This window comes from Methylobacterium sp. AC315 (assembly GCF_979253755.1).
The window spans coordinates 39,218-55,573 of sequence record NZ_CEEDEA010000021.1; the positions used below are offsets into that span (position 1 = coordinate 39,218).

General features: G+C 68.7%; 21 protein-coding genes. 12 read left to right on the forward strand and 9 right to left on the reverse strand.

From position 1 onward, the window contains the following. Positions 1-144 precede the first annotated feature (144 nt). The gene (locus AC0IY0_RS24060; protein WP_187193416.1) at positions 145-837 is read left to right on the forward strand and encodes a transglutaminase-like cysteine peptidase; all 693 of its coding nucleotides are present in this window, start codon (positions 145-147) and stop codon (positions 835-837) included. A 127-nt stretch (positions 838-964) separates the two neighbouring features. Next, complete coding sequence (locus tag AC0IY0_RS24065) at positions 965-1,282, forward strand: hypothetical protein (RefSeq protein ID WP_471765849.1); 318 nt, start codon at positions 965-967, stop codon at positions 1,280-1,282. A gap of 81 nt (positions 1,283-1,363) precedes the next feature. On the opposite strand, the gene AC0IY0_RS24070 is transcribed toward AC0IY0_RS24065, so the two are convergent. Further along, on the reverse strand, positions 1,364-1,807 hold the full coding sequence (locus tag AC0IY0_RS24070) for a hypothetical protein (protein WP_471765850.1): 444 nt from the start codon (positions 1,805-1,807) through the stop codon (positions 1,364-1,366). A gap of 226 nt (positions 1,808-2,033) precedes the next feature. Here AC0IY0_RS24070 and AC0IY0_RS24075 point away from each other — a divergent pair, with 226 nt between their 5' ends. Next, a complete protein-coding gene (locus AC0IY0_RS24075) occupies positions 2,034-2,534 on the forward strand; it encodes a DUF1203 domain-containing protein (protein WP_471765851.1) in 501 nt (166 codons plus the stop codon). On the opposite strand, the gene AC0IY0_RS24080 is transcribed toward AC0IY0_RS24075, so the two are convergent. The 4 genes from AC0IY0_RS24080 to AC0IY0_RS24095 are packed head-to-tail and all read right to left on the reverse strand — an operon-like array spanning position 2,512 to position 5,273. After that, a complete protein-coding gene (locus AC0IY0_RS24080) occupies positions 2,512-2,982 on the reverse strand; it encodes an arsenate-mycothiol transferase ArsC (RefSeq protein WP_147910336.1) in 471 nt (156 codons plus the stop codon). The two genes, AC0IY0_RS24075 and AC0IY0_RS24080, sit on opposite strands and share 23 nt — an antisense overlap. A 24-nt stretch (positions 2,983-3,006) precedes the next feature. Then, a complete protein-coding gene (locus tag AC0IY0_RS24085; RefSeq protein WP_147910335.1) occupies positions 3,007-3,489 on the reverse strand; it encodes a UPF0262 family protein in 483 nt (160 codons plus the stop codon). Between the two features lie 10 nt (positions 3,490-3,499). Beyond that, entirely contained in the window at positions 3,500-4,795 is a 1,296-nt protein-coding gene (gene hisD / locus AC0IY0_RS24090; RefSeq protein WP_471765852.1) for a histidinol dehydrogenase, read from the reverse strand. A gap of 19 nt (positions 4,796-4,814) precedes the next feature. Next, complete coding sequence (locus AC0IY0_RS24095) at positions 4,815-5,273, reverse strand: DUF2948 family protein (protein ID WP_147910333.1); 459 nt, start codon at positions 5,271-5,273, stop codon at positions 4,815-4,817. Positions 5,274-5,458: 185 nt separating this feature from the next. Here AC0IY0_RS24095 and AC0IY0_RS24100 point away from each other — a divergent pair, with 185 nt between their 5' ends. Then, complete coding sequence (locus tag AC0IY0_RS24100) at positions 5,459-5,884, forward strand: hypothetical protein (protein ID WP_471765854.1); 426 nt, start codon at positions 5,459-5,461, stop codon at positions 5,882-5,884. Between the two features lie 76 nt (positions 5,885-5,960). On the opposite strand, the gene AC0IY0_RS24105 is transcribed toward AC0IY0_RS24100, so the two are convergent. The 3 genes from AC0IY0_RS24105 to AC0IY0_RS24115 form a co-directional block, all read right to left on the reverse strand. Further along, complete coding sequence (locus AC0IY0_RS24105; protein WP_471765855.1) at positions 5,961-6,317, reverse strand: helix-turn-helix domain-containing protein; 357 nt, start codon at positions 6,315-6,317, stop codon at positions 5,961-5,963. Positions 6,318-6,546: 229 nt separating this feature from the next. After that, positions 6,547-7,836 carry a UDP-N-acetylglucosamine 1-carboxyvinyltransferase gene (gene murA / locus AC0IY0_RS24110; protein ID WP_147909877.1) on the reverse strand — a complete coding sequence of 430 codons (1,290 nt, stop codon included), beginning with the start codon at positions 7,834-7,836 and terminating at the stop codon, positions 6,547-6,549. An 85-nt stretch (positions 7,837-7,921) separates the two neighbouring features. Continuing rightward, the gene (locus tag AC0IY0_RS24115) at positions 7,922-8,101 is read right to left on the reverse strand and encodes a hypothetical protein (RefSeq protein WP_419830849.1); all 180 of its coding nucleotides are present in this window, start codon (positions 8,099-8,101) and stop codon (positions 7,922-7,924) included. Positions 8,102-8,446: 345 nt separating this feature from the next. On the opposite strand from AC0IY0_RS24115, the gene hemA reads away from it, so the two are divergent. The 8 genes from hemA (at position 8,447) to AC0IY0_RS24155 (ending at position 15,524) form a co-directional block, all read left to right on the forward strand. Continuing rightward, the gene (gene hemA / locus AC0IY0_RS24120; RefSeq protein ID WP_419831101.1) at positions 8,447-9,715 is read left to right on the forward strand and encodes a 5-aminolevulinate synthase; all 1,269 of its coding nucleotides are present in this window, start codon (positions 8,447-8,449) and stop codon (positions 9,713-9,715) included. Between the two features lie 358 nt (positions 9,716-10,073). After that, the gene (locus AC0IY0_RS24125) at positions 10,074-10,871 is read left to right on the forward strand and encodes an inositol monophosphatase family protein (protein ID WP_147909874.1); all 798 of its coding nucleotides are present in this window, start codon (positions 10,074-10,076) and stop codon (positions 10,869-10,871) included. An 82-nt stretch (positions 10,872-10,953) separates the two neighbouring features. Next, positions 10,954-11,499, forward strand: coding sequence for an adenine phosphoribosyltransferase (locus tag AC0IY0_RS24130; RefSeq protein WP_471765856.1), 546 nt, complete (start codon positions 10,954-10,956; stop codon positions 11,497-11,499). Between the two features lie 180 nt (positions 11,500-11,679). Next, on the forward strand, positions 11,680-11,814 hold the full coding sequence (gene rpmH, locus AC0IY0_RS24135) for a 50S ribosomal protein L34 (protein WP_007558110.1): 135 nt from the start codon (positions 11,680-11,682) through the stop codon (positions 11,812-11,814). 139 nt (positions 11,815-11,953) lie between these two features. Then, positions 11,954-12,562 carry a ribonuclease P protein component gene (gene rnpA / locus AC0IY0_RS24140; protein ID WP_471765858.1) on the forward strand — a complete coding sequence of 203 codons (609 nt, stop codon included), beginning with the start codon at positions 11,954-11,956 and terminating at the stop codon, positions 12,560-12,562. Beyond that, on the forward strand, positions 12,552-14,411 hold the full coding sequence (yidC, locus tag AC0IY0_RS24145; RefSeq protein WP_147909872.1) for a membrane protein insertase YidC: 1,860 nt from the start codon (positions 12,552-12,554) through the stop codon (positions 14,409-14,411). The genes rnpA and yidC overlap by 11 nt, the downstream gene beginning before the upstream one ends. An 82-nt stretch (positions 14,412-14,493) precedes the next feature. After that, on the forward strand, positions 14,494-15,147 hold the full coding sequence (gene yihA / locus AC0IY0_RS24150; protein WP_147909871.1) for a ribosome biogenesis GTP-binding protein YihA/YsxC: 654 nt from the start codon (positions 14,494-14,496) through the stop codon (positions 15,145-15,147). Positions 15,148-15,173: 26 nt separating this feature from the next. Beyond that, positions 15,174-15,524: a DUF423 domain-containing protein gene (locus AC0IY0_RS24155; protein ID WP_147909881.1), complete on the forward strand. Its 351-nt coding sequence runs from the start codon at positions 15,174-15,176 to the stop codon at positions 15,522-15,524. Positions 15,525-15,620: 96 nt separating this feature from the next. On the opposite strand, the gene AC0IY0_RS24160 is transcribed toward AC0IY0_RS24155, so the two are convergent. After that, a complete protein-coding gene (locus tag AC0IY0_RS24160; RefSeq protein WP_147940870.1) occupies positions 15,621-16,298 on the reverse strand; it encodes a metallophosphoesterase family protein in 678 nt (225 codons plus the stop codon). Between the last annotated feature and the right edge of the window lie 58 nt (positions 16,299-16,356).

Sequence of the window (16,356 nt, forward strand, 5' to 3'; positions counted from 1 at the left end):
TGCAGGCACGGGCGCCACAGGTCGGAGAATTCCTACGTCATCCGCGTTGCGCACAGCATTAACCTTTTGTTAATCCGCCGATTGCCGCCGGGCCCCCGGCGTGAGAGCTTTCGTTAACGAGAGCTTAACGGTTGGGTCACGGCGATGCGGTTCGCGGGTTCCATGGTGCAGAGTTCGGTTCCCAGCTCTGCGCTGCGTCGGGTGGCTCGCAGCCGTCGCGTCCTGGCCGGCTTCGCCTGGGCGGCTCTGTGCTTCGCCGGGCTCGGCGCCGGTACGGTGCAGGCCCAGACCTTCGCCAGCCTGCCGTCCCCGCAGATCGGGGCCGAGCCCCAGGGCGCGGCGCGGCCGATCGCAGCTTGGGTGACGTTCTGCCAGTCCTACGCGGCGGAATGCGCCGTGGACCGGAGCGAGCCGGCGCGCATCACCCTGACCCCGGCGGTCTGGGCCGCCATCGTCTCGGTCAACCGCCGGGTGAACAAGTCGGTCGAGCCGAAGACCGACATGGAGCACCTCCACGTCGCCGACCGCTGGGACCTGGCCGAGGACGGCATCGGCGACTGCGAGGACTTCCAGCTGCTCAAGCGCCACCTGCTGGCCGAGGCCGGGCTGTCCCGCCGGGCGATGCGCATGACCGTGGTGATCGACGAGAAGGGCGAGGGCCACGCCGTCCTGACCCTGATCACCGACCGCGGCGACCTGGTCCTCGACAACAAGACCAACGCGATCGTGCCGTGGCACAAGACCGGCTACGTGTTCATCAAGCGCGAGAGCCAGGACGCGACCGCGTGGGTCTCGCTCGGCGGCGTCACCTCGCCGGTCACCACCGCCAACCGCTGATCGGGCCGGTCCTGCGCACCGCGTCGACCATTCGCGGGACACATCCGGACAGCCGGATTTTCACCTGATCGTAAGCTCCCGCTAACCTTGTCGGCGTCACCCTGTCTCCGGACCGAGTGCCCGATCCATGTCGCCTGCCTCTCTCGCATCGCCCTTGCTGCTGGCTGCAATGCTGCTCGCCTCCGGGCCTGTGCGCGCTGGCGGCGAGACCGAGATCCGCCACGCCGGCTGGCGCGAGTGCCTCAGCCGCAACTTCCAGATCCAGGCCGCGCTCACGGACCCTGATCTCGCTGCGGATTCCGCGTTCCGGGCCTGCCGCAGCGCCGAGGACGCCTACCTCGCAGCCCTGGCGCGTTCACCGCTTCTCGACGGCGACGACGTCGCCCGAGCCCGGCCGATGCTCGCCAGCCGTTTCCGGGCTTGGCTGATCAGCAGCCGGGGGTGATGGGTTGGATCCGGCGCCGCTCGGAGATCCACCCAGTAATCGCTCACGCCGGCGTCCGGGGCCGGGCAGGGCGTTGGGACGCTAGATACCGCAGGCGCAGCACGACCGGACATTGGCGATCCTCTGTGCAGGCGTGCCGAACGTCGACTGGGTCACACCGTAATTGCTCCAGTGCGTGATCCACTGCTTGATGTAGTGCAGGCCGTTGGGCGCGTTGGCGAGTTGATGGGCCGCCCAGCAATCTGCCAGCCGTTCCGAGTTGTTTCGGATGGCGAGAAGGCCATAGGCATGGACGATGTGGAAGTGGCTGGCGCCGTTGACCTGGGACTCGACTAGACTGATCCGGGTCGGACACAGGAAAAGGCCGTCGGATTTGGACGTCGCGATATTGCCGGACGTCTCAGAGCAGCTTTTCGTGATCGATACATTCAACAATCCGCCCGAAGCGCTCCACTGAGCAAGTGATGGCCCGCATTGAGAAATAAATGCGCAGACAGAGGCTGCAGCAATTCGAGCGCACGACATGGAATTTTCCCGGAACAATACGATTTGTGAGCATATACGGTTGGAGAGATTTGCGAAACATTGCGCATTTTGAATGACTTGTACGGTGTTACATGTCGCAGGAAGTGTCAGAGGCGTGGCATGGGGTCCGGTGCTGCTTGCCCGCTCGGCCTGACATCGGCAGCAAGGAGCGGGACGCTTTCTCTCCCCCGGAGCCGGCACGGTTTCCGAGGACCAGGAGAGCCTCATGACCCGATACCGCTGCGTGCCGATCGGCACCGAGATCGCGGAGCGCTTCCGCCGGAGCGGGCGCGACGATTTCGATAACCCGGTGCGGACGGTCACGGCGACCGACGCCAGCGGGTTTCCCTGTCGGCAATGCCTGTGCTGCGCCGATCCGGGCGAGCCGATGCTGCTCGGGTCCTACGATTTTGGGCGTCCGCGCGGCATCTACTGGGCCCCGAGCCCGATCTTCCTGCACGCGCGGTCCTGTGGAAGCTTCGTCACGGCGGATGTCGTCGCACCGATCCTCCGCGCCAACACCCTGGTGTCGGTCCGGTCCTACGACACGGCGGATCTCTGCCTGTACGATCTCGGCCACGCCTGTCCCGGTGCCGAGATCGACGCGCCGCTGCTGCGCGCCCTCGGCGATCCGCGCACGGCCTTCGTCAACGTCCACACCGCGCGGCCCGGCTGCCTGCTGTCGCGGGTCGAGCGGATGACGGCTAGCCCTTCAGCCGCGCCTTGATGCGCCGGGTGAGCCCGTCGCGCACGTCCCGGTAGGCGTCCAGGCGCTGCTCCCGGGAGGCGTCCTGCAACAGGGTCGGGTCCGGCGTCGGCCAGTACTCGACATCGGCCGCGAGCGTGTGGGTCAGGTCGAGGGCCCGGTGGTGCGCCTCCGGCGAGAGGGTGATGATCAGGTCGAAGTTCAGCCCTTCCCAATCCTCCAATTGCTCGACGGTGCGGGGGCGATGCCGGCTCGCGTCGATGCCGACCTCGTCGAGCGCCGCGACCATGAACGGATCGGTGGGCTCGCCCGAGCGCACGCCGGCCGACTGCACGTAGGTGGATTTGCCGAAATAGGCCCGTGCGATCGCCTCGGCCGCGGCCGAGCGCACCGCATTGAAGTTGCACATGAACAGGACCGACTGGACCCGCCGCTTCTTCGGGGCGATCTCGGGGAAAGGCTCAACCATCGCCGTTCGGGGCCGGACGGCGCCCTAGCCCTTCCAGTGCAGGGCGAAGATCAACGTGAACAGGCGGCGCGCCGTGTCGTGGTCGAGGTCGACCTTGCCGTCGAGGCGCTGCTTGAGCGTGTCCGACGCTTCGTTGTGCAGGCCGCGCCGGCCCATGTCGATCGCCTCGATCTGCGACGGCGAGGCGGTACGGATCGCGTTGTAGTAGCTCTCGCAGATCATCTCGTAGTCGCGGATCACCCGCCGGAATGGCGTCAGCGACAGGAGGTGCGTCATCACCGGCTCGCCGTCCACCGTGCTGATCGCGAAGGACAGTTTGTTCTCGACGAGGCCGAGCGTCAGCATGTAGGGCCCCTCGCGGCCCGGAATCGCGAAGACGTTGTCCTCCAGGATGTCGAATAGCGCGATCGCCCGTTCGTGCTCCTGATCCGGGTTGCCGCGGGCGATGGATGCCTCGTCCAGGCTTACCTTGGCGAGGCGGTTCGGCCCGCGCTGCTTCTCGGCCATCCCCAAGACCTCACAAGTTCAACCGGATCGCGACGGAGCGGGCATGACCCTCCAGACCCTCCGACCGGCCGAGCGTTATCGCTGCCGCGCCCAGCGCCCGCAAGCTCTCCGGCGTGCAGGCCAGGATGGTGGTTCGTTTCATGAAATCCAGGACGCCGAGGCCCGAGGAGAACCGGGCCGAGCGGGCGGTGGGCAGCACGTGATTCGGGCCGCCGACATAGTCGCCGATCGCCTCCGGGGTGTGGGAGCCGAGGAAGATCGCGCCGGCGTTGCGGATCCTGCCCGACAGCGCCTCGGCATCCTGGGTCTCGATTTCCAGGTGCTCGGGGGCGATCCGGTCGACCAGCGGGACCGCCTCGTCGAAATCCCGGACCCGGATGATCGCGCCGTAATCGCGCCAGCTCGCCCGGGCGATCTCGGCCCGGGGCAGGGTGGTCAGCGCGCGCTCGACGGCAGCTTCCACCGCCTCGGCGAGTTCCGGGCTGTCGGTGATCAGCACCGATTGGGCGGCGGTGTCGTGCTCGGCCTGGGCCAGGAGGTCGGCGGCAATCCAATCGGGGTTGGCATGGCCGTCGGCGAGGATCAGCACCTCGGACGGGCCGGCGATCATGTCGATCCCGACCTGGCCGAACACCCGGCGCTTGGCCGCGGCCACCCAGGCGTTGCCGGGGCCGACGATCTTGGCGACCGGGGCGATGGACGCGGTGCCGTAGGCCAGCGCCGCCACCGCCTGGGCGCCGCCGACCCGATAGACCTCGTGGACCCCGGACAGGCGGGCTGCGGCCAGCACCAGGGGATTGAGGATGTTGTCGGGCGTCGGCACCACCATGACGATCCGCGGCACCCCCGCCACCCGCGCCGGCACGCCGTTCATGAGGACCGACGACGGATAGCTCGCCGTCCCGCCGGGAACGTAGAGGCCGACCGATTCCAGCGCCGTCCAGCGCCAGCCGGCGGTGACGCCGAGCGCGTCGGTTGCCCGATGATCCTGGGGCTTCTGCTGCGCGTGGAACGCCTCGATCCGCTCGGCGGCGAGGCGCAGCGCCGTCATCGCCTCGTCCGGGCAGGACGCCACGGCCGCATCGATTTCGGCCTCGGTGATCCGCAGGGCCTCGGCGGAGAAGTCCGCGCCGAGCCGGTCGAAGCGGCGGGTGAACTCGACCAGGGCGGCGTCGCCCCTGGCGACGACCTCGCCGATGATGCCGCGCACCGCCTCGTCGACATCCTCCGCGATCTCGCGCTTCAGGGTGAGCAGCCGCGCGAAATCGGCGGCGAAGTTCGGGGTTGAGCTGTCGAGCCGGACCATCGGATGTCTTTCGTCTGTCTCAGGCCGCCGGGCCGGGGGCGGTCACCGCATCGGTCGTCGAGTCGATCGCGTGGCCGGGGCGGGCGACCGCCTCCCAGACCGGACCGAGATCCTTCATCCGGACCTCGATGCACTCGACCTCGAGCCGCACCGCCGCGCCGCCCGAGAACACCATGTCGATATGGCCCGACGGCGAGTCGGTCGCCTCGAAGGTGAGTGCGAGCAGGCTCATCGGCGTGGTGTCGCCCGGAGCCAGCCCACGGGTCTTCACGCTGAGGACGCGCTCGACATGCAGGCCGGCCAGCCGCCGCCGCGGCGGGGCGTCGGGCGTCCAGTCGAAACGCCGTACGACCATCAGGAAGCGATGCTCGCCGCTCAGGTAGGTCAGGTCCTCCGGGCGTAGGATCGCGTCCTGGAGGTGCGCGGAGATCACGGTCAGATCCTCGGTATCGAGGGCGGCGAGCTTGAGCAGCTCCATGAAAGGATCCTCGGGGATAGGTAGGCGCGGGCGACGGCGGCGGCCCCACGGCAGGGCGTAGGTAGCGGCCAGACCGGGTTCGGGCAACGCCCGCATCCGGGAAGGCGGTTCCGGCCGTGGCATCCGGCCTCATCACGCTGCCTGGGGCCCTCAGGACGACCGAGACGATTCGAGGCAGGACGACGATGGTGAAACGGATCTCGCTCGCGGCACTGGCTGCCCTGACCCTGGCGCCGCTGCTCGCCGCCCCGGTGCGCGCGCAGGTCGGTCCCGACGCGGATGTCTACGTGTTCGGCCGCCCTGGACCGGATCGCTACGAATACGACCGTCGCCGCCGGCCACCCCCGCCACCCCCGCCGCCGGAGGACGATTGGCGCCGCCGGCCACCGCCTCCACCGCCGCCCTACGACGATGACGACCGCCCGCGTCGGCGCCCGCCGCCGCCGCCACCGCCGCCGGACGAGGAGGACGATCGGCCGCGCTACGAACGGCGCTGGCGCAGCGTCGGCCTCTGCATCACGGCCGGGGTTGACAGCCGAGCTCGTCCCGCCGCGTCCGGCGGCTGCGAGATGCCCGGCTTCTGGTACGCGCTTGGGCCGATCGAGGGCTGACGGACTTCAGGCGGCGCCGTCGTCGAGACGATAGGGCGCCGCCAGCACCGCGATCGGCAGATGCCAGGCCTCGCTGTTATTCGGATCCGGGCGAGGTGAGGGGGCGTTTCCGGCTCAGGATCTCCGATGCGCGTGCCCGCGAGCCGAGCAGGTGCCCCAGCTCCGCCGGCGCGTGGCCCATAGCGGCGAAGGCGAACTGCAGGATCTCGATCGGATCGGCCTCGGCGATCGGGAAGGTCCGCTCTTCGTAGGCTGCGATCAAGATGGAGAGAGCCTCGAACCGATTGCCGCCGGGTGTCCCGACGGCAGGCTCCTCGGCGACGTAGCGATCGATCTCCGCGAGCGCCCAACGAAGATCGTCAGCCATGCGGATCGGCCTGACGTCCTCGACCGTCTCGGTAAGCCGAGTGGAGACGGTCTCCATCTGCATCATCCGACCACTCCGGTGAGCGGATCGATGGCATCGTGCTCAGCACGAGTGCCGACGAGCCGAAGGAGCCTTCGCGACCCGGCCATACCAGGCTCGCAGCGGCACATCCGACCGAGGATGCTGTGCCCCGAATACCACGAGGCACAGCGAGCCCCCCGGTCCAAGCCCGTTCCCAGGCTGGGACCGGGGGGCTCGGGCCGGTAAGGCGCGCTCGGCCGAACTCAGATTGGCGTCAAACCCGCACGCGCTCGATCTGCGCGCCGCAGCGCCCGAGCTTGGCTTCCAGCGCCTCGAAGCCGCGGTCGAGGTGGTAGACCCGGTTGATCTGGGTCTCGCCCTCGGCGGCGAGGCCCGCGATCACCAGGGAGACGGAGGCGCGCAGGTCGGTCGCCATCACCGGCGCGCCCTTGAGCCGGTCGACGCCCTCGACGATGGCGAGGTCACCCTCGAGGCGGATCTTCGCGCCGAGGCGGGCCAGCTCCTGCACGTGCATGAACCGGTTCTCGAAGATCGTCTCGCGGATGTGCGACTGGCCCTTGGCCAGCGTCATCAGCGCCATGAACTGCGCCTGCAGGTCGGTGGGGAAGCCCGGGAACGGATCGGTGGTCACGTCGACGGCCGCGATGCCGCCGCCGTTGCGGCGCACGCGGATGCCCCCCTCGACCTGGCTGATCTCGGCCCCCGTGGTCGACAGGACGTCGAGCGCCGAGTGCAGCAGCTCGGCCCGCGTGTCCTTGAGGATCACGTCGCCGCCGGTCATCGCCACCGCCATGGCGTAGGTGCCGGTCTCGATCCGGTCGGGCAGCACCTCATGGCGCGCGCCGTTGAGCCGGGCGACGCCTTCGATCTCGATCCGGGGCGTGCCCGCGCCGCGGATCTTGGCGCCCATCTTGTTCAGGCATTCGGCGAGGTCGACCACCTCGGGCTCCCGGGCGGCGTTCTCCAGCACCGTGGTGCCGTACGCGAGGGAAGCCGCCATCAGGGCGACGTGCGTGCCGCCGACCGTGACCTTCGGGAACGCGATCTCGGCCCCGCGCAGGCCGTTCTTGGTCTTGGCGACCACGTAGCCGGCGTCGATCTCGATCTCGGCCCCGAGCTTCTCCAGGGCGGTGATCAGCAGGTCGACCGGGCGGGTCCCGATGGCACAGCCGCCCGGCAGCGAGACCTTGGCCTCGCCGAACCGGGCCAGCAGCGGTGCCACCACCCAGAAGCTCGCCCGCATGGTCGAGACAAGATCGTAGGGCGCGGTGGTATCGATGACGTTCGAGGCGGTGAGCCGGATCGTCTGGCCGGTCTCGGTGGTCTGCCCGGGGCGCTTGCCGACCACCATGTGGTCGACGCCGTGATTGCCGAGGATCCGCGTCAGCGCGGAGATGTCGGCGAGCCGCGGGACGTTGATCAGCTCCAGCGTCTCGCCGGTGAGCAGGCTCGCGATCATCAGCGGCAGCGCCGCGTTCTTGGCGCCCGAGATCGGGATCACGCCGTTCAGGGGCGCGCCGCCGGTGATGTGAATGCGGTCCATCGTATGTCCTCGGGCGGCGCACCAGATGGGCGCGCGGCCGGCCGTTCTCCTGGTGGACGCCGCGGCGTCCAGGCTTGGCCGTCCCCTATAGACCGGATTTGTCGGAATCTGGACCGGCAGAATCGGTCTCGCGCGGGTCGGGCTGCTCCGCGTCGGGGGCGCCCCCGGTCTCGGCGCGACCCCGGTCCTGTGCCTTCCGGCGGCGCAGATTCGCCCGGAGTGCCGCCTTCAGGCGCTCGGACCGCGCGTCCTTGCCCGCGCTCATCGCGCGACCCTTCGTCGCCGCAGGCTTGAGCCGCGCGATCCCGCGCCGGGGCAGGCAGTTCGGCGTGACGCCATGGCGGGATTCAAGGATCTGACAGCGTGTTCGGGCTCCCGTGGCCGCCCGTGAGGTTAGCGAGTTCGTCCCCGCCTCTCAACGGCTGCAGGGCAGCGATGCCGGAACCTTACCTTGAACCAGTTCCAGATCCGCGCGTATCTTGCGGCCCTCACGCGAAGGACTGGACCGAGGCCGTACGTTGATCGCGGGATCAGGTTGCCGAACCGGCACCGACCGCACGGCCGCACACGCGAAGGACGCTCGATGACCGTCACCCGGATGCCCAGCACGATGCTCGCCCAAGCGGGTTCGACGCGCGCCGGCTCTGGCTACGAGCGGTACTTTCGTGGCGCCCTCGACCAGCTCCACGGCGAGCGTCGCTACCGCGTCTTCGCCGACATCGAGCGCATCTCCGGACGCTTCCCCACCGCCAAGTGGCGGAAGCAGGATGGCAAGACCGCCGAGATCACCGTGTGGTGTTCCAACGATTACCTCGGCATGGGCCAGCACAAGGAAGTGGTTTCGGCGATGACCGAAACGGCCGCGCGCTGCGGCGTCGGGGCGGGCGGCACGCGCAACATTGCCGGCAACAACTCGCCGCTGGTCGATCTGGAGCGGGAACTCGCGGACCTGCACGGGAAGGAGGCGGGTCTGGTCTTCACCTCGGGCTACGTATCGAATCAGTCGGGCATCTCGACGATCGCCAAGCTGATCCCGAACTGCCTGATCCTGTCCGATGCCTTCAACCACAACTCGATGATCGAGGGCGTCCGCCATTCCGGCTGCGACAAGAAGATTTTTCGCCACAACGACCTCCAGCACCTGGAAGAGCTGCTCCGCGCCGCCGGCGACCGGCCGAAGCTGATCGTGTTCGAGTCGGTCTACTCGATGGACGGCGACATCGCGCCGATCGGCCGGATCTGCGACCTCGCCGACACCTACGGCGCCATGACCTACCTGGACGAGGTCCACGCGGTCGGCCTCTACGGACCCCGCGGCGGCGGTATCGCCGAGCGTGACGGCGTCATGCACCGGGTCGATGTGATCGAGGGGACGCTCGCCAAGGGGTTCGGCTGCGTCGGCGGCTACATCACCGCCTCGGCCGCTATCTGCGATGCGGTACGCAGCTTCGCCCCGGGCTTCATCTTCACCACCGCGTTGCCGCCGGCGGTGGCCGCCGCCGCCCGAGCCTCGGTGCGCTACCTCAAGCGCTCGAACGTCGAGCGCGAGGCGCATCAGGCCCAGGCCGCCGCCACGAAGGCGGCGCTCACCGAGGCCGGCCTGCCGGTTCTGGAGACCGAGACCCACATCGTGCCCGTGATGGTCGGCGACGCCGAGCTGTGCAAGGCCGCGGCCGACCACCTGCTGGAGCGGCATGCCATCTACATCCAGCCGATCAACTATCCGACGGTCCCGCGCGGCACCGAGCGCCTGCGCATCACTCCGTCGCCGTTCCACGACGCGACCCACATCGCCCGTCTCGCCGCGGCCCTCGCCGAGACCTGGGAGACCCTGGACCTTCCGCGGGCCGGGACGGTGTTCGTCGAGGCGGCGGAATAGGGTTTTGCGGTCAGAGCTTGCAGCCGGACCCACGCGGCTCTCCCTGCCCCGCAGAGGCTAAAACGTTCACCCATCGGCAGGTGGACGGCAAAACACGCTGTCCTCACCCGCACCCCTGACCGCTCCGCGCTCAGGGAGCGGAAATGCGTGGCGCCTCGAGCGCTGGCTGCGGACCTTGATGTTGATGCCGGCAAGTCCCCGCTTCAGGGAGGAGGACGGTGCCTGCCAGAGTCGATCGGCTTGGGCGGGAAGCCCTCACCACAAACGGCCCACCTCGCCCATCCTCGGCAGGCTCGTCTTTTCCGGCGCCGGCCTGTAACCACGGCGCCAGCATCCATCCCCGAAAAGTCGCGAAAAAATGATCTCCTCTCCGCTCATGACCGTGATGGTCGACGCCGTGCGCAAGGCTGCGCGCGGCCTGCGCCGCGATTTCGGCGAGGTCGAAAACCTCCAGGTCTCGCGAAAGGGCCCGGGCGACTTCGTGTCCGCCGCGGACCGGAAGGCCGAGGAGACCCTGCGGGACGCCCTCATCAAGGCCCGGCCGGGTTACAGCCTGGTGCTGGAGGAGAACGGCATCATCGAGGGCACCGACAAGAGCCACACCTGGCACGTCGACCCCCTCGACGGCACCTCGAACTTCCTGCACGGCGTGCCGCATTTCGCGATCTCGGTCGGGCTCGAGCGGGAGGGCCAGATCGTGGCCGGCGTGATCTTCGACCCCATCAAGGACGAGCTGTTCGTCGCTGAGCGCGGCAAGGGCGCCTACCTCAACAACCGGCGCCTGCGCGTCTCCGGCCGGCAGGACATGGCCGATGCGCTGGTCGGCTATGGCACGCCCTATCTCGGCCGCGGCAGCCACCCGCGCCTGCTGCGCGAGCTCGGCGCCGTGATGGCGGTGGCCGGCGGAACCCGGCGGATGGGATCGGCGGCCCTGGATCTGGCCTACGTCGCCTGCGGTCGCCTCGACGGCTACTGGGAGCGCGACCTCCAGACCTACGATTTCGCCGCGGGCGTGATCCTGGTGCGCGAGGCCGGCGGCTACGTGACCTCGGCGGACGGCGCGGCCGAGCCCCTGGCGGCCCGCTCGGTGGCCTGCGGCAACGAGGTGCTGCATCGCGAATTGCTCGCCCTCCTCAAGAAGGTGCAGGCGGCCTGATCCTCCGGCAGACGCCATCAAACTGGTCAGGGGCCGGGCCTTCTGCTTTAAGCCCGCCGTCCCCCACGGAAGGCCCGAACCCATGGAAGCCCGCCGCCACGTCGCGCTGAAGGAATCGATCCGCTCGATTCCCGACTACCCGAAGCCCGGCATCGTCTTCCGCGACATCACCACGCTGCTCAGCGACCCGCGGGCGTTCCGGCGTGCGGTGGATGCGCTGGTCCATCCCTACGCGGGCGGGCGAATCGACCAGGTGGCCGGCATCGAGGCCCGGGGATTCATCCTGGGCGGCGCCATCGCGCACCAGCTGTCCTGCGGCTTCGTGCCGATCCGAAAGAAGGGCAAGCTGCCCCACAAGACCGTCTCGATGGCCTACGCCCTTGAGTACGGCACCGACGAGATCGAGATCCACGTCGATGCGGTGAAGCCCGGCGACAAGGTGCTGCTGGTCGATGACTTGATCGCCACCGGCGGTACCGCCACCGCGGCGGTGAACCTGCTGCAGAAGATCGGCGCCGAGATCGTGGCTGCCTGCTTCGTCATCGACCTGCCGGAGATCGGCGGGGCGCAGCGCCTGCGCGACATGGGCGTCGAAGTCCGTGCTTTGATGCAGTTCGAGGGTCATTGAAGCCCAGGAAGAGGTCCACGAAACGTTGACTTCGCGGGACCCATCCGCCATAAGCCCGCCACTCGCGACGTGGCGCCCCGCCTGGGCGCCCTTCGTGTTTGCAGACAACCAGGACGCGTGAAGGTCGGGTGCGGCAATTGCCGCCCACGAGCGCGCCTCGACCTTTGAAGGCTCTGAACCATGAAGAGAACCTACCAGCCGAGCAAGCTCGTCCGTAAGCGTCGTCACGGTTTCCGTGCGCGTATGGCCACTGCGGGCGGCCGCAAGGTGATCGCGCGTCGCCGCGCTCACGGCCGCAAGCGCCTGTCGGCCTGAGCCGGTCGGACCCTCGCCGGCGCGGTCCTGCTGCGGCAGCCGCGCCGTGAGGCGTGTGCATGATGCGGAAACATGGAATCCGGTTTTCCGAACACATCATGCGGCACACACTATGAGATCGGTCGGGATCGAACCATCGATGGCGACGATCGCGCGGCTGAAGAAGCGGCCTGATTTCCTGGCGACAGCCGAGGGCCGCCGCTTCCACACCGATCGCATGACCGCCCAGGGGCGTCTGCGCGATCCGCAAGCGGCGGATGGCCTCCGGCTCGGGTTCACCATCACCAAGCGCGTCGGCCATGCTGTCGAACGCAACCGTATTCGCCGGCGCCTGCGGGCGGCGGTGAACCTGGTCGCCTCCGGTCTTCCGGGCGATCTGGCCGGGCTGCCGGCCGACATCGTGCTGATCGCCCGCCGCCCGGCCCTGACTGCGCCCTTCGAGGCCCTGGCAGAGGACCTGCGTCGCGCCATTCCGACGGTGACGCGCCCGGCCGCGCCGAGGCCCCCCGGCGGTTCCCGCGGCGACCGGTCCGGCAAGCCTGGCGGCCGGCCGGCCAAGACCACACCTCTCCAGCGCGAGGCGGGCCGGGTGCCCGCGCAGCCTGCTGCGTCCCGCGAACCCGACATCGATCCGTCGCAGGACCGCGCCAGAGGTCTCCGAATCACGGACGCGCGCAGGCCCGAACGGGCCGGTGCCGCTCCTGTTGCCACTCCGAACACGTGCGGCGGTGTCCCCGATGGGCAATGACAAGACGAACATGTTCGTGGCCATCGGCCTGTCGCTGCTGGTGCTGCTCGGATGGCAGTACTTCGTGGCCGGCCCGCGGGTGGAACAGCAGCGGCTGATCGAGGCGCAGAACAAGGCCGCCCAGCAGCAACAGCAGCCGCCGGGCGTGACCCCGGACGGTGTGCCGTCGCCTTCGCCCAAGGAGGGCGGGCCCGCCGCGCCCGTGCCCGGCACGGTTCCCGGGCAGGCCGGCGCCGTCTCGCGCGAGGCGGCGCTCGCCCGCTCGCCGCGCATCCGGATCGAGACCCCGGCGCTCAGCGGCTCGATCGCGCTCAAGGGCGGCCGCGTCGACGACGTGTCGCTGAAGAACTACCACGAGACCGTGGACCCGAAGAGCCCGGAGATCGTGCTGTTCTCCCCGGCCGGCAGCGAGGCGCCGTACTACGCCGAGTTCGGCTGGGTCGGCGCCAATGCCGGGCCGCTACCCGGCAGCGAGACGGTCTGGTCCAGCGATGGCAAGACGCTGTCGCCCGGCATGCCCGTGACCCTGACCTGGGATAACGGCGCCGGCCTCGTCTTCAAGCGCATCATCGCGGTCGACGACAAGTACATGTTCACGGTCCGCGAGGAGATCGAGAACAAGGGCTCGGGCGCGGTGACGCTCTATCCGTACAGCCTGGTCTCCCGCTGGGGTAAGCCGCACACCCAGGGCTACTACGTCCTGCACGAGGGCATGATCGGCTATCTCGGCAACGACGGCCTGCAGGAATTCACCTACGACAAGCTCGCCAAGGAAGGCGCCTATGGCGGCGCCAACACGAAGGGCCGCGCCTGGAACGGCGTGACCGGTGGCTTCGTCGGCATCACCGACAAGTACTGGGCCGCCGCCGTGATGCCGGCCGACCAGGACGTGCCCTACACCGGCGCCTTCACCGACCGGACCGACGGCGCAACCAACGTCTACCAGGCCAGCGTCCGCGGTGACGCCGTGAACCTGGACGCGGGTGCCTCGGCGACGACGACCCAGCGCCTGTTCGCCGGCGCGAAGGAAGTCAACCTGATCAACAACTACGAGAAGGATCTCGGCATCAAGCACTTCGATCTGATGATCGATTGGGGCTGGTTCTTCTTCATCACCAAGCCGATGTTCCGGGCGTTGGATTTCTTCTTCCATCTCTTCGGCAATTTCGGCGTCTCGATCCTGGTGGTCACCTTCTGCCTGAAGCTGCTGTTCCTGCCGATCGCCAACCGCTCCTACGTGTCCATGGCCAAGATGAAGGCCGTGCAGCCCGAGATGGTCGCCATCCGGGAGCGGTACAAAGACGACCGCATGAAGCAGCAGCAAGCCACGATGGAGCTGTACAAGAAGGAGAAGATCAATCCGGTCGCGGGCTGCTGGCCGGTGCTGATCCAGATCCCGGTCTTCTTCGCGCTCTACAAGGTGCTGTTCATCACCATCGAGATGCGCCACGCTCCGTTCTTCGGGTGGGTCCACGATCTCGCGGCGCCGGATCCGACGAGCATCGTCAACCTATTCGGCCTGCTGCCCTTCCCGGCACCGGACTTCGTCCATCTCGGCGTCTGGCCGCTGATCATGGGCGTGACGATGTTCGTGCAGATGAAGATGAACCCCGCGCCGCCGGACCCGGTCCAGGCGCAGATCTTCACCTTCATGCCGATCGTGTTCACCTTCATGCTGGGGTCGTTCCCCGCCGGCCTCGTGATCTACTGGGCCTGGAACAACACCCTGTCGGTGATCCAGCAATACGTCATTATGCGTCGCAACGGCGTGAAGGTGGAGCTGTGGGACAACCTGCGGACCACGTTCCGGCGCGGCGGAACCAAGGCGGCGGCGACCACGAAGGGCTGACGCCCGCGGTCTTCACCGACACCGCATCCCGGAGGGCGCCCGCCGCCGTCCGGGATGCCGCTCTGGGCCGACAAGGAAAGCCGTGACCGAGACCAACGACGATGCGGCCGACCTCCTGGAGGCCGGTCGCCTGCTGTTCGCCGGGGCCGCCGACTTCTACGCGGCCGCCCAGGTGCTCGAGCGCATCCCGCCCATGGAGGGCGTCGAGATCGCGTTCGCAGGGCGCTCGAACGTTGGGAAGTCGAGCCTGATCAATGCGCTGACCGGCCGTAACACCCTGGCGCGCACGTCGCACACGCCGGGGCGGACCCAGCAGCTCAACTTCTTCCGGATCGGAGACCGCATGTCCCTCGTGGACATGCCGGGCTACGGCTACGCGGCGGTGGAGAAGGCCAAGGTCGAAGCCTGGACCAAGCTGATCCATTCCTACCTCAAGGGCCGCGCCAATCTCGCCCGGGTGTTCATGCTGATCGACGCCCGCCATGGCTTCAAGTCGATCGACACCGACGTGCTCGACGGTCTCGACAAGGCCGCCGTGAGCTACCAGGTCGTGCTCACCAAGGGCGATTCGCTGAAGAAGGGCGAGATCGAGAGCCGCATCGCCGGCATCCAGGCGGGGCTCGCCAAGCGACCGGCCGCCTTCCCGCAGGTGATCCTCACCTCCAGCCGCGACGACCGCGGCATACCCGAGTTGCGCGCAGCCGTCGCCAAGCTGCTGATCGAGCGCGGCGCGTGAGCCTCTCGAGGATCGACCGGGGGCTCATGGCCTTGGCCTGCCTCGCCGGCCTGCTCGGTGTCGCCCTCAGCGCCGCGGCGGCCCACATCCCGGGGGCGGATTCGCTCAAGACTGCGGCCCAGTTCCTGTTGTTCCACGCCCCGGCGATTCTGGCGCTCACGGGCTTGGCCGCCGGAGGTCTGATGCGACCCGGCCTATCCCGCACCGCGGCGGGTCTGCTCGTCCTCGGCCTGATCCTGTTCTGCGGCGACCTGTCAGTCCGGACCTGGCTGCAGCGCCCCCTGTTCCCGATGGCCGCCCCCATCGGCGGTTTCGCCCTCATGGGCGGCTGGCTCGTGGGAGCTGTGGGCGCACTGGTGCCGGCACGGCGGGCTTAGATTCGCTCCCGATCGCGATGCGATCGGGACCACATCAACCCCCTCGACTCGACGCGCGCGCTCACGCCGAACCGGTATCCATTTCGGCGGCGCGCTTCAGCCACCAGCCTGAACCTGTAGAAACTCAAGCGCCGGTCCCTGTGCGTCCGAGAAGACGCCGGCCGTGAGAGCGCCGCCATAGACCGCCGCCGTGTCGAGATTGGTCCGGAACCGGCGCACCTCCGGGTGGCCGTCCCGCTGGGGCGTGTGGCCGTGGACCACGTGCCGGCCGAAGTCGTGATCCTCCTGGAGGAACGGCTCCCGAATCCACAGGCGGTCGTGCACGTCCGAGTCCGAGGCCGCGGTGCCGGGGCGCAGACCGGCGTGGACGTACCAGCGGACCTCATCGTCGTGCAGGGTCGGCAGGGCTTCGATCCAGTCGAGGGTATCGCTCGGCAGCCCGCTGGGGTCGCGGGCACCGAACGAGTCGAGGGTGGCGTCCCCGCCGTTATACAGCCAGTGCCGGGCTGCCTCGGGCGTCAGCAGCGCATCGAGGAGCATGCGCTCGTGGTTGCCCATCAAACAGGTGACACGCTCGGGCTCGGCCCAGTTCAGGCGGCTGACCGTGCGCAGCACCGCAGCGCTGTCGGCCCCGCGGTCGATGTAGTCGCCGAGGAACACCAGACGGTGGTCACGGTCCCCGGCATGGGCGGCGATCCGCTCCAAGAGCGTGTCGAGCAAGTCGGCGCGCCCGTGGATGTCGCCGATGGCGTAGGTTAGTGGTGCGGAGTCCATGGGCCATCGTCTACGGGAGGGATCCGCTCCGCAAGGCTTCGCCGCGGATCAAGGCACC